The organism is Haladaptatus sp. W1, assembly GCF_001723155.1.
Lineage (GTDB): Archaea > Halobacteriota > Halobacteria > Halobacteriales > Haladaptataceae > Haladaptatus > Haladaptatus paucihalophilus.
This window is the reverse complement of sequence record NZ_MEIH01000360.1, coordinates 1-11677: the sequence shown is the minus strand read 5'-3', so window position 1 is coordinate 11677 and position 11677 is coordinate 1. Positions and strand designations below refer to the sequence as shown.

Here is an 11677-nt window from a genome sequence, read left to right as displayed (position 1 = left end):
AGTCCGACCCGATGTACGGTTCGGCCTGCAAGAGCGCATGCCCGGTACCCAACTGTTTTTCCTGTACCGCGTACGTGATATCGACGTTCCACCGGCGACCGTCGCCGAAGTACGTCTGAATCCGTTCACGGTGATAGCCAACGACGAGGACGATTTCGTCCACACCCGCCGCGGCGATGGATTCGATGACCGACTCCAGGAGCGGCTTGTTGCCGACCGGGAGCATCGGTTTCGGACGACGATTTGTAAGGGGTTGAAGCCGGGACCCTTCTCCAGCAGCGAGAACGACCGCTTTCATCGTCAGTAACACGCCGACCGGACAGTATATCTCTTTTCATTGACAACCTGACTGGTTGGTTCCGTCGCTCGTTCGCAAAGTTCTTGAAACGACGTCGGAAGATAATCGCCGTCAGAACCAAATTCAAGCCGATGGACATTGGCTTATCGTCCCGAATCGAGTCACTCGTCCAGCCTCGATATACCGCGTTCATCTCCTATTGGATTCATTCACGATAGGCGCTTGCTACTCCTGTTAAGCCACCTTTGTCTCGATTTCGGTTGACCGTCCATCGTCTGTAACCCCTTCGAGGTCTCTCAGTCCTACCGATATCGCGATATACTCTTCACACGGTTCGGAGCGGTGCCGACCGCAGATTCGCAAATACCTTCGGTGGACAGCCGGCACGCTTTTAAGGGAATATTATAACATTATCAGTGATGACCGACTGGTTTGCCAGTCGAATTTTTCTCGTCCAGGGGGTTTTATAGTTCAGCGCTAGAACCATACAGGGTGATGACGATTAGCATGATTCGCGGAGTCGTACGGATAGTCGACACTAACACCAGCCCCAAAGCCAGCACGAAACCGGCGGCGGTCCTTTCGGTGGTGAACTGAATGGAGGAGATAAGCACGGACGCCGCACCGCCGAGCATCGGCCCGTTCTCGCAAGCAGTCCGTGACGGCGACCGGATTTACGTCTCCGGACAGGGACCTGTAGACCCGGCGTCCGGTGATATCGTCGGCGATACCATCAGCGAGCAGACGACCCGGACGCTCGAAAACATCGACGCCGTTCTCGCGGCGGCAGGTCGCTCGCTGGACGACGTGGTGAAGGCGACCGTGTTCGTTAAGACATGGACGACTACGACGAGATAAACGAGGTGTACGCGGAACACTTTTCCGCGCCGTATCCCGCCCGGAGCGCCGTGCAGGTCGAGGACTTGCCCATCGACATCGGCGTCGAAATCGAGGTCGTCGCGAGCGCCCGCGGGGAGGAGTGACGGCGTGAAAGCGGTTGCAGTCCGCCGCGGCGAGTCGGGTCCGCAACTGGTGGACGTTCCAAAACCGGACCCCGAGTCCGGCGAAGCACTGGTGCGGACCCTCCGGGTCGGCATCGAAAGCCTTCAGCGAGATTCGTCAGGAGGTAGCCACGCATCAGCAACTCCTCGCTGACGCCGACGACGACGAAGACGAGAACGGAGGTGAGAAAGACGGTGACGAACGACAAGCCGGACACCGTTCGAAAGAAGCCGGTGACGCGCACCCACCCAAGCGCGAGTTCAGTCAGGAATATCGCGGTCATGAGCGTCGCACCGAGGGCGAGGCCAAACCCGAAATCGAGCCACCACGTCCCCGACAGGTGAAAGCCGAAGTCGGCGAATCGACGGCGGTCGATGAACCGACCGACGAGGTACGTGAACAGAACCACGACGACGAGTTCGAGCGACGTCTGAAACAACAGGGTGCCGAGACGCCCGAACGACGCGAATTGGAACCCGACGAACGCGGACACCCACACCGGTCGAAGCGAAAACGCCACCACGAGCGAGACGATTCCGAGCACGATTCCGGCGACGACGAACCGCCACGGGAGTCGAAGCCGTCGGTCCGTCGCGTTCCAGAAGACCGTCTTTATCGAAGAGAGCACCACGAAATCGTACGACGAGGAGGGTTGTTAATCCTTGAGCTCACCCGCTGTTCGGTTCGCCCGTGCGAGTGAACCGCCTCGGGGTCAAGCCCCGAGGCACTCGGCCTGCTCCGCCTGTAGAAAAAGGGGATTACGGGAAACGTCGGTGTCACCTCGGCGGCGTTATCGGCACTCGGTTCCCGAGATGTTCACGTCGAGCGACGGCAGTGCGCTCGCTTCCTCGTCGCTACCCGCGTCGATGGTCGTCTCGAACCCGACGTCGACCGCCCCGACGGGATAGATTTGGTCACGGATCTCGCCGTCGGGATACGCTTTCGAGTGAACGTTGACGTAGGTCTTCCCGGCCGTCATCTCGGTAGCGAGGTCGTCGAGCGAGGACCCCTCGTAGGGACCGACCAAATCGTCGTCGGAAATCGTCCCGGTAGCGACCACGCTGGTGCCGAAGAGGTACTGCTCTTCCGTGCCACTGCCGTCGATGAGATTGACCACGTGTGGGCCGTTTTCGCCCGACTCGCCCGTGTGGATGTGCGCCTTGGTCACCGGCGCGTCGAGTCCGAACGCGAGGAGTCCGTATTCGAGGTCGCCGTCGGTCGTCCACTGGAAGACGGCGACCCCCCGTCCGTCGCTCTCGTTCGGGGAACTTCATTCTCCCCAGTTAGTACCCCCGTGCTGAACAGTTCGGTCGGCGGTTGCTGTTCAGCGTCCGAACCCGAATTCGAGTCCGAATCGGTGTCATCGTTTCCGGCGACTACTCCAGCGCCGACGCCGCTGAGGGCGACGGCTCCGAGGCTCAGCAGTTTCAGCGTCTCTCGTTTGTCGGTATCTGGCATGGTGGGACCGATTATTGAGTCGATTCGAAGCTACTAAGTCATTGTTGCCACCTGTAAAATATTGATGTATTAAAGAGATGGAATGGAACAAACAGTGTTTCGCCCGTAACAGAGAGATATTCTGATACAGCAGTCCGACAACACGTCGATACGCACACTTTCCTCCGCTTCGAAGAGTGGGTACAGATGTCCTCGGATTCGAACCTCGGCGGTCAAGTCGCCCTGATTACCGGCGGTACCAGCGGCATTGGTCGGGAAACGGCGCTCGCGCTCGCGGACCGCGGTGCCTCGGTCGCAATCGTGGGACGCAACCGGAAACGCGGGCGGCGCGTCGTGCGCGAAATCGAAGCGCGGAACGGCGACGGATGGGCCGAACTGTACATCGCCGACTTCGCGTCCCGAGAGAGCGTCCGCAACCTCGCGGTTGCGTTTCGGGACCGACACGACCGGCTCGACGTACTGGTGAACAACGCGGGAACGTTCCGCCACCGGCGGTCCGAAACCGAGGACGGCATCGAAGCCACGTTCGCCGTCAACCACCTCGCGCCGTTCCTGCTCACCCACCTGCTGGTCGATACGCTGGTCGAAAGCGCGCCCGCTCGGGTCGTCACCGTGACCTCCGAGTTGCACGAGCGAGGTACCATCGATTTCGGCGATTTGGGGCACGAGCGCGACTACGACGGCATGGAGGCCTACAGCCAGTCGAAGCTGGCGAACGTCCTGTTCACCCGCGAACTGGCCGAGCGACTCCGCGGCACTGGTGTGACCGCGACCGCGGTCAACCCCGGTTTCGTTCCGGGGACGGGATTCACCCGCGAGGCCTCGATTCGCAATCGATTGCTGTTAGGGCTGTTCTCGGTCCTGCCGCTTCCCTTCACCAAGAACGTCGAAGAGGGCGCGGAGAGCGTCATCAAGGCGGCCACTTCGCCCGAATTCGCCGATGTGACCGGCGAATACGTCAGCGACGGGGTAATCGCGGACGCCTCCGACGAGGCGCACGACGACGACGTTCGACGGCGGTTGTGGGACGTGAGCGCGGGATTGGTCGGCATCTCGCCGGACGATTCTCGGTAGAAAAATCGACCTGACTGGAACCGTTTTGTCCGTCGGACGCCAACCCCCTTCAGAGGGGGAGACAATGACTGACGCACTGATAGTCATCGACATGCTGAACGATTTCGTGACCGGGAAGATAGCCGCCGAGCGCGCGGAGCAAATCATTTCGCCGCTCGACCGACTCACGGCCGCGGCGCGCGAGAACGGCGTTCCGGTTATCTACGCGAACGACGCCCACCGACCGGAGGACTTCGAGTTGGACGTGTGGGGCGAACACGCCATGCAGGGGACGGAAGGAGCGGCGGTGATTCCCGAACTCGAACCCGACGAGGGAGACCACGTGTTCGAGAAGCGGACCTACGACGCGTTCTACGGGACGGCGCTCGACGAACACCTGCGGAGTCTGGGCGTGGACCGAGTGGTCCTGACCGGCCTACATACGAACATGTGCGTTCGCCACGCCTCGGCCGGGGCGTTCTTCCGCGGTTACGACATCGTGATTCCGGGAGATTGCGTCGAGGCCTTCAGCGAGGAGGCTCACACAGAAGGACTCGAATACCTCGCGGACGTGTACAACGCGGAGATAACGACGGCGGACGACCTTATCGAGAAGTGGAAGAAAACCGCGGCAGCCGAAACGGTGAGCGACGAAGGAACGGCATCGTAATCGCGCCGGTGGCTATCGACGCCGGAGCGATCGAACCGTCTCCCGTAACCGCCGAATCGAATCGGCGTACCGAGAAGCGCCGGGGTCCAAGCTCGACGGGGATTCCGACGGAGCGGTTTCGGACGAAGAGGTGCCGGACGTGTGGGGTTCAGACAAGGGAGTATCACGTGTGGAGGCTTCGGACGAGGAGGTTCCGACGTCCGTCGGGTCCGCCTCCGCGGCTTTCGACCGCCATGCGCGGAGGTTCGCGGGGATGTCCACGGGCAGGTCCACGGCGAGGTTCGACACGGCGACGCCGGTAGTGAGGCCCATCGAGGACGCCAGCACCGCGGTTTGGAGTTCGAGGCGTCCGAATTCGAGCGGGTCGAGTTGAAGGAGCGTCCACAACAGCCCGGAGACGAACAGGACCACTCCGGCAACGGTCAGCCACTCGTTCGTATCGGACGCGTCGGCCGCCCGTCCCGCGAGTCGCGTCACGAGGACGCCCGTGACGAACTGGACGACGAACACCGCCGCGAGAAAACCGAGGGCGGAAACGGCCGCGAACGGGTCCCACGACGCGATGTCGCCGAGCCGGTCGCTCGGGAGGACACCGGCAGCGAACTGGAGGGTCGCTTCGAGGAGCGCGGCGATTACGGCGTCGATAAGGCCGAGCGTGTCGACGAGCAGTCGTATCTCGCCGTCGAGGAGCGCGCGTGCGAGGTCACGACTCGACTGGCTTCCGAGGAGTTCCGCGAGGACGAAGAGACAGAACGGTGGAAGCGCGCCGAAGACGACGGCGTATCGCGTGAGTCGAGTGGGAAAGCCGCTCCGGCGGACGCCCCGCACGACGAACCAGAGAACGACGGCGAGCGGGACGATTGCGAACGGCGATTCGTGGAGGACACCGATAGTCGTCTCGAACATGGGGATGACCAATCGAACAGAGCATGGCAGTTCCGCGTAGAGAAACTTACGGCTTCGAACGCGCCCGCGAGGAACTCCTTCGAAACGGATGGGTGGCGCATTCGTCCGGGATATCGTAGGGAAACGAAGAGACTATCGGCCGCGTTTCGGACTGGAGATTACTCGTGGCGGTTACTCAATTTCTATCTCGACGACCTCGGGGTCGGTGTCGAAGTCATCATCCAGCGGGTCGTGTGCGAGGTCCTCCAATACCAGTTCGATGTTGCGTTTATTGGCCTTCCACACCGCGTCGATGATGCCGCCGACGACCGGAATCGACCCGCCAACCACGTCGATGCTCACGTTCGCGATCATCCGCAAGAGAGTGGTGAACGAGACGCCCAAGCGGGCCGCTTCGAGGACGAGGTACAAGGACAACCCAGCACTGATGACGTCGCCGACCCCGGAAGCGCGCCGAGGATGGGGTCGAGACCGACGCGGAAATCGGTCCCCGGAACGCGCATAAAGTCGTCGAAGACGCGCGCTACCGTCCGCATTCTGTCGATCGCCGCGCGGTCGAGGGTCGGCGGGAGTTCACCCTCGAAGTCGAACTCGTCTTTCAAATCCGAATTGCGGCTCATGGACACACCTGTTTCCGAGACGCAATAAACCCGACGGCTGGTGAGATGCGAAGGTTTCGAGAGTCGTCTCCGCCACAAAGCATTTGCACGATTCGGTGGACTTGGGACCCGTGACGGTAGTTTCACGGCCATTGAATCGGAACGACGTGCAGTCGTCACGAAAGCGAGCGGACACCCGCTCCCCGTGCTACCGTCACTTGCCTCTGACTTCCGATACCGGTGCGTTCCCTGACGTACCGGTATTTACCTGACTCGGACGACGGTGTGTGTGCACAATCATCATAGTTTTGCACGACGTAGTGTCGTCCATGTCGCGGAGAATCGTCGTGGAAACCGCGAGGGCCGAGCGCGGAGAACATCAGTGGCTGGAGACGTTCAACGATTCGCCGAGTCACGGGGACGAGTACGACGCCATCACGTCGCTGTCGTGGAACGGCCCCAGGGAAAATCAGGTGGGCGTATTACGCTACGGGAAACTGCCGAAACTCGACCTGCCGTCGTACCTCAACTACTGGTACTACCACCTCAAGTGGGGCTTGGAAAAGGAGGGCATGGTTTCCAGACTGTACGCGCCGAACATCTACGAGACGAACGCGGAGTACATCGAGGAGTACTTTCCCTACGTGACGGTCGAACGAGTGCTGGAACGGCGAGGATGGCAGGTGAGCGACGAACGACAGTTGGAGGACGGCCGCGTTCGATACACGTGGACCAAACCCGAGCGGCGGGACTCGGTGGCGGAGTCGGCGAAGCGACTGATGACGAGAATACGGCGCAAAGAGGCCACTTGAACGGCGAACGGTGAACAGCAGTAACGACAGCGGAGAAGTCACTCCAGCACGACAGCGGAACAGTCACTTGGTCTCGAGACCGCGAACTCAGTCGGAACGACCGGCGGCCGGGTCGACGACGCGGCCGAGGAAGAGGACCGTATTTGTCGGTTTGTGGCGAATAAGGAACAGAAACGGCCTATTGACGGTCATTTCGAACGGATTCAGCGGTGCCGACGTGACACCCACTTCGACGGCCGTCGCGGCCGCCGCTTCGGTTCCGTCCTCATCCACTTCGATAACGCTCTTCTGACGGACGCTATCGATGGAGAGGTTCTCGCCCGTCTCCTCGATGTCGGCCATTCCGCCGAAATCGGCACTCAGGGAGAACGCGCGGGACATACCGAGGTCCGAGAGCGTCGTCCCGAGGTCGAGCGACGATTCGAGGGCGAACTTCGGCAGCGTAATCGAGCCGTCCGTTCGCTCCATCTCTCCCAGCAACGTCTCCAGTCGGTCGGCGGAGAGCGACGACGTGAACGCCTCGAACGTGCCGTTTTTCGGCAGAATGACGACCATCCCGACCTCGTTGCCGACGTAGGGGAGTTCTATCAGCTGCTGGCCGTCCACGGCGGCGTAGGGGAACGAGTCGGATTGGGACATCATCGGCACCCGCGATGTCGTCCCGTCGAGCGCGGTGAACGGCCGCCGTTTCGTGTTCTCCTCCGAGAACGTGCTGGCCCACGTCGCCCGGAAGTAGATGACGTTGGTGAGGACGAGTCGCGTCCGCGCATCGAGCGTGTTTTTCGCCAGCAGGTCGGTGATCTTTCCCGCCGTTCGGTCGGCGACCCACGCGTTGATGGTCTCCGTGGCTTCGTCGGCATTCTCGTGGAAGTCACAGACGTTGAGACCGGCGTCGTAGTACGTTCGAAGTGTCGTGAGGAAGTCGTCGCGCCACGGATAGTCTTCCTGTCCCCAAATCGCGTTCGCGGTGGTCAACTGGAACGGCGTCCCTCGGTTCGCGTCGGCATTCGCCCGCTCGTCCACGGTTTCAAGTCGCTCGTCCGTCTCGCCGAACGCGGCGTGAAGCGACTCACCATCGAAGGGGAACCGGAGGGTGTCGGCCATCGCCGCCCGCGTCTCGCCGCGTGCCCCGGCGTACGTCATCGCCAACGCCACTGACACGCTGAACGGGGACAGAAACTGGTTTTCGTTCGGGTCGGTTTCGGCGAGCGAGGAGAGCAGCGTCAGACCGAATTCCGAGTTTCCGCGGGCGAGCGTTCGAATCGCCGCCTCGTCGGTCGAAACGGGATTCGACTTCTCTGCTCCGGTTACCGTCCGAACGTTCGTTCCGGTGTTGTTCGACGAGAGGGGGGCGAGACAACCCGAAAGGAGGGTTCCGGCGACGAGCGCGTTCGAGAGCGCGAGAACGCGGCGACGGGTGGGTGGCATACTCTACATTTCACCTTCGCGAGCAAATACGTTAGTAAAACACAAATACCGATTGTAGTTACGAAGTATTCTCTTCGTCCCCGCCGCGGCGAGCGAAGAACACCTTGGGCTCCATGGTGAGTTTCGTCTCGTCCGCCTCGTTCTGCATTTCGAGGTAGAAGGTGACGAGGCCGCGGTTCGGGTCGCTTTCGAGCGGGCGTTTGTCGGTGACTTCGAGCGTGAGCGAGAGGGTTTCGCCCGGTTTGACGGGAGCGGGCCACGTGACGGATTCGACGCCGGGCGAGCCTAAACTGCCGCTGTTCTCGAAGAAGTTGTCCACGAGGATTCGCATGGAGATGGCGGTGCTGTGCCACCCGCTGGCGACGAGTTCGCCGAACATCGATTCGGCCGCGGCGTCCAAATCGACGTGGAACTCCTGTGGGTCGTACTGCTCCGCGAACGAGAGGATTTCCTCCTCGGTGACGGTGTAACTGCCGAACGATTCGCGGTCGCCAACGACGAGATCTTCGAAATCCGGTTTGCTCATGCGGGTGGATTGGCGGAGCCGAAACAAATAGCCGAGGGCTGGGGAAATCGAGGGGGTAATCCTCAGTCGCCGCTCGTCGCCGAGGCTGACGACTCGCCGCGTTCACGCGGGATGTAGTAGGCGAACCCGACCGCGAGAACGGACACGACGACCGACAGTGCGAACACGGTCGTCAGTCCGTCCGTCAGAATCGTCGCTAACCCGGCGGGCGGCGTGGGAGACCCGAGTAACCGCTGTTGGAGCTGACCGAGGTTCGAGACGCCGGAAATCGTCGTCAGTTGGTTTCGGATGACGAGATTCAGGGCGAAACCGAGGAGCGCGACGCCCATCGTCCCGCCGAGGTTGCGAAAGAACTGTTGGGAGGAGGTGACGACGCCCATCTGTGCCGTCCCGAAGTGGTTCTGAATCGCCGTCAACAGCGGCGGCGTGACCATTCCCATGCCGACGCCCATCACGAACACGTTGCCGATGACGAGCGGGAGGGCCGTATCTGCCGTCCAGAGGACCGTCGCCGCGCCGAAACTCAGGACGAGGAGGACGGTTCCGACGGTGGCGAGTCGCTGTTCGCCGACCCGATTTACCGACCGGCCCGAGAGAAAGCTCGTCCCCGACCAGCCGATGGAGATCGGAAAGACCGCCAGCGCCGCACTTCCCGCACCGCCACGGACGCTTTGCAGGTAGAGCGGCACGTACGTAATCGCCGCGAAGAGCACGAAACTCGTGAGGAATCCGGTCACGTTCGTCGTGATGAACACCGTGTCGTCGAACATCGACAGCGGGACGATGGGCTGGGTCGCGCGCCGCTCGACGGCGTAGAACACGCCGAGGCCGACGATTCCGGCCGCGATGAGCGGGAGCGCCCACGAACTCGTCGTTTCGAGGAGTTGGAGCCCGACGAGGAGCGCCCCGACGGCGACCGACAGCACGGCCGCGCCGAGGAAGTCGACATCGCGGTCGGCGCTGCCGGTCGATTCGTCGAGCGAGATGGCCACGAGGACCACGGCCACCAACCCGACCGGAACGCTGAGGTAAAACACTCCCCGCCAGCCGACCGTTTCAACGATGACAAAGCCGAGAAGCGGGCCGACGACGCTCGAAATCCCCCAGACGGTGCTCCCGAGACCGATAGCTCGACCCCGCTCCTCGGGCGGGTACACCACCCCGAGGATGGTGTACGGGATGGCGAACATCGCGCCCGCTCCGACTCCCTGGAGCGATCGGAACGCGACCAATTGTGGCATGCTCCCCGCCGCACCGCACAGCGCGCTCCCGGCGACAAAGATGGCGGCACCGACGAAGAACAGCCGTTTCCGGCCGTAGATGTCGGCGAGGCGGCCGTATAGGGGCATCGAAACCGCCGCGAACAGCATGTAGGCCGCGAAGGCCCACGCGTACAGTTCGAGTCCTCCCAGCGATTGCACGACCGTCGGCATCGCCGTGCTCACGATGGTTCCGTCGATGGCCGCGAGGAAGATACCGAGCAGGACGCCCAGCGTCGCAAGCCGTCGGTTGGTCATAGAACTCCTTCGAGGGCGACGGGCAAATAGCCGCCCCACGGCTTTCCATGGCTTCCACACGGCCTCGTGGGGAAATCGTTTCCGACCGCAGCGTCAGTCAGGATTCAGACCACGGCGTCGGTCAGGAGTCACCCTTGTTTGTGGTGTTCCGTCAGGTTGACCGCCAGCACCGGAACCGTCGTCAATCGAATGACTCGCTCGGTGACGCTCCCGAGCAGGAGGTGGCTGACGCCCGTATTGGCGTGGGTGCCCATCACGATGGCGTCGATGTCGTTCTCCTCGGCGTAGTTCACGATTTCTTCTGCCGGGTCGCCGTTCACGATGGCGGTCCGCGTTTCGAGACCGGCACGCTCCGCCGTTCCTTCGATCGAGGACACGGCCGTTTCGCCCGTCGTTTTGAGGTCGTCGTGAACCATGGATTGTGTCGATTCGGAGAGCGAATCGCCAAGTCCTGAATCCACGACGTGAAGGACGTGAACCGTTGCGTCCGTGAGTTCGGCGAGCGAAATCGCTTCCTCGACGAACTGCTGTTCACCGCCGCTGCCATCCGTCGGAACGAGAATCGCGTCGTACATCGGTTCGCCCAACGAGGGCGAACGGGATAGTGGTACTGCTTGCCCGAAGAGCAACGGAGAGTGGTAACAGAAGAAACAGAAGCAGACAGAAGAAACTACGGAACCAACGGTAAATGGCCCACGCGAGCGACATTACACTCTGGACGAGGGGTGTCAGACGCGCGTTTGGTGGTGACACAAAACAGATTACTCGTCGATGTCGATGCTGTCGAATCGGCTATCACGGAGCACGGATTTCAACACGATATCGGTGTCCTGCACGAGTCGATGTTCGAGGTAGCTCCCCTGTCCGCGGCCGCCGCCGGTTCGCGTCGATTCCACGACGCCGAGGAACGCCTGTTCCTTGAGGAGTTCGTAGACGCGGTGTTCGCTCAGCACGTTCGCATCCAGTTGCTTGCAGATCTGCTGATAGCGGGTGAAAATTTCGCTCGTCGAGAACTCCGAGCCGCGGTTTTCCTTCGTCCGGAGTGCGAGCGCGTAGAGGATGAACTTCACCTGCGTCGTCGACCCCCGGAGCAGTTCCTCGAAGCGGTCCACCTCGGCCCACTCCTGTGCGTCGCGGATGTGTTCCTCGGTGACGAGTTCGTCGCCTTGCCGTTCCGCGAGCTCCCCGGCGTGGCGGAGGATTTCGATTGCCTTTCGCGCGTCACCGTGTTCCTGTGCGGCGAACGCGGCGGTCAGCGGAATGACGTCGCCAGTCAGGACCCCTTCCTTGAACGCGTCGCGCCGGTGTTCCATGATATCCCGCAGTTGGTTCGCGTCGTACGGCTGGAACACGAACTCCTCCTCCCGAAGGCTGCTCTTGACCCGCTCGTTGAGCCGGTCGCGGTACT

At 61.8% G+C, this 11677-nt stretch carries 12 protein-coding genes and 3 pseudogenes; 4 read left to right on the top strand and 11 right to left on the bottom strand.

Annotated elements, in window-relative coordinates:
* Positions 1-298, bottom strand: a 298-nt coding sequence (locus BG842_RS21260) for a nucleotidyltransferase family protein (protein ID WP_139136225.1), incomplete at its 3' end; no start/stop codon positions are given.
* 597 nt (positions 299-895) lie between these two features.
* Between BG842_RS21260 and BG842_RS21255 the strand changes: the two are divergent.
* Positions 896-1260 (top strand): annotated as a pseudogene (locus tag BG842_RS21255) (Rid family detoxifying hydrolase); the annotation flags it as partial.
* Here BG842_RS21255 and BG842_RS21250 read toward each other — a convergent pair.
* From BG842_RS21250 to BG842_RS32110, 3 genes and pseudogenes are all read right to left on the bottom strand, one after another.
* On the bottom strand, positions 1143-1931 hold the full coding sequence (locus BG842_RS21250; protein ID WP_254663368.1) for a hypothetical protein: 789 nt from the start codon (positions 1929-1931) through the stop codon (positions 1143-1145). The pseudogene BG842_RS21255 and the gene BG842_RS21250 sit on opposite strands and share 118 nt — an antisense overlap.
* Positions 1932-2090: 159 nt before the next feature.
* Positions 2091-2504 (bottom strand): annotated as a pseudogene (locus BG842_RS32115) (CHRD domain-containing protein); the annotation flags it as partial.
* Positions 2465-2758: a hypothetical protein gene (locus BG842_RS32110; RefSeq protein WP_254663367.1), complete on the bottom strand. Its 294-nt coding sequence runs from the start codon at positions 2756-2758 to the stop codon at positions 2465-2467. The gene BG842_RS32110 and the pseudogene BG842_RS32115, both read right to left, overlap by 40 nt.
* A gap of 186 nt (positions 2759-2944) precedes the next feature.
* On the opposite strand from BG842_RS32110, the gene BG842_RS21240 reads away from it, so the two are divergent.
* Both BG842_RS21240 and BG842_RS21235 read left to right on the top strand, forming a co-directional pair.
* Positions 2945-3832: an SDR family oxidoreductase gene (locus BG842_RS21240; RefSeq protein ID WP_069452356.1), complete on the top strand. Its 888-nt coding sequence runs from the start codon at positions 2945-2947 to the stop codon at positions 3830-3832.
* Between the two features lie 64 nt (positions 3833-3896).
* Positions 3897-4481, top strand: a complete 585-nt coding sequence (locus BG842_RS21235) for a cysteine hydrolase family protein (protein ID WP_069452355.1) — start codon at positions 3897-3899, stop codon at positions 4479-4481.
* Between the two features lie 12 nt (positions 4482-4493).
* Here the strand turns inward: BG842_RS21235 and BG842_RS21230 are convergent, their stop codons facing one another.
* Positions 4494-5387 (bottom strand): hypothetical protein, encoded by an 894-nt coding sequence (locus BG842_RS21230; protein ID WP_069452354.1) that lies wholly within the window; start codon positions 5385-5387, stop codon positions 4494-4496.
* Between the two features lie 171 nt (positions 5388-5558).
* Positions 5559-6007: pseudogene (locus BG842_RS32830) on the bottom strand (DUF4112 domain-containing protein).
* Between the two features lie 308 nt (positions 6008-6315).
* Between BG842_RS32830 and BG842_RS21220 the strand changes: the two are divergent.
* Positions 6316-6798, top strand: coding sequence for a hypothetical protein (locus BG842_RS21220; protein ID WP_069452353.1), 483 nt, complete (start codon positions 6316-6318; stop codon positions 6796-6798).
* A gap of 87 nt (positions 6799-6885) precedes the next feature.
* Here BG842_RS21220 and BG842_RS21215 read toward each other — a convergent pair whose 3' ends face one another.
* The 5 genes from BG842_RS21215 to BG842_RS21195 all read right to left on the bottom strand — a co-directional run.
* Entirely contained in the window at positions 6886-8226 is a 1341-nt protein-coding gene (locus BG842_RS21215; protein WP_069452352.1) for a serpin family protein, read from the bottom strand.
* 58 nt (positions 8227-8284) lie between these two features.
* Entirely contained in the window at positions 8285-8752 is a 468-nt protein-coding gene (locus BG842_RS21210) for a MaoC family dehydratase (RefSeq protein WP_069452351.1), read from the bottom strand.
* 62 nt (positions 8753-8814) lie between these two features.
* Positions 8815-10269, bottom strand: coding sequence for an MDR family MFS transporter (locus BG842_RS21205; RefSeq protein WP_069452350.1), 1455 nt, complete (start codon positions 10267-10269; stop codon positions 8815-8817).
* 128 nt (positions 10270-10397) lie between these two features.
* On the bottom strand, positions 10398-10844 hold the full coding sequence (locus BG842_RS21200) for a universal stress protein (RefSeq protein WP_069452349.1): 447 nt from the start codon (positions 10842-10844) through the stop codon (positions 10398-10400).
* Positions 10845-11030: 186 nt separating this feature from the next.
* On the bottom strand, positions 11031-11677 hold a 647-nt coding region (locus tag BG842_RS21195; protein ID WP_394327492.1), incomplete at its 5' end, for a Cdc6/Cdc18 family protein.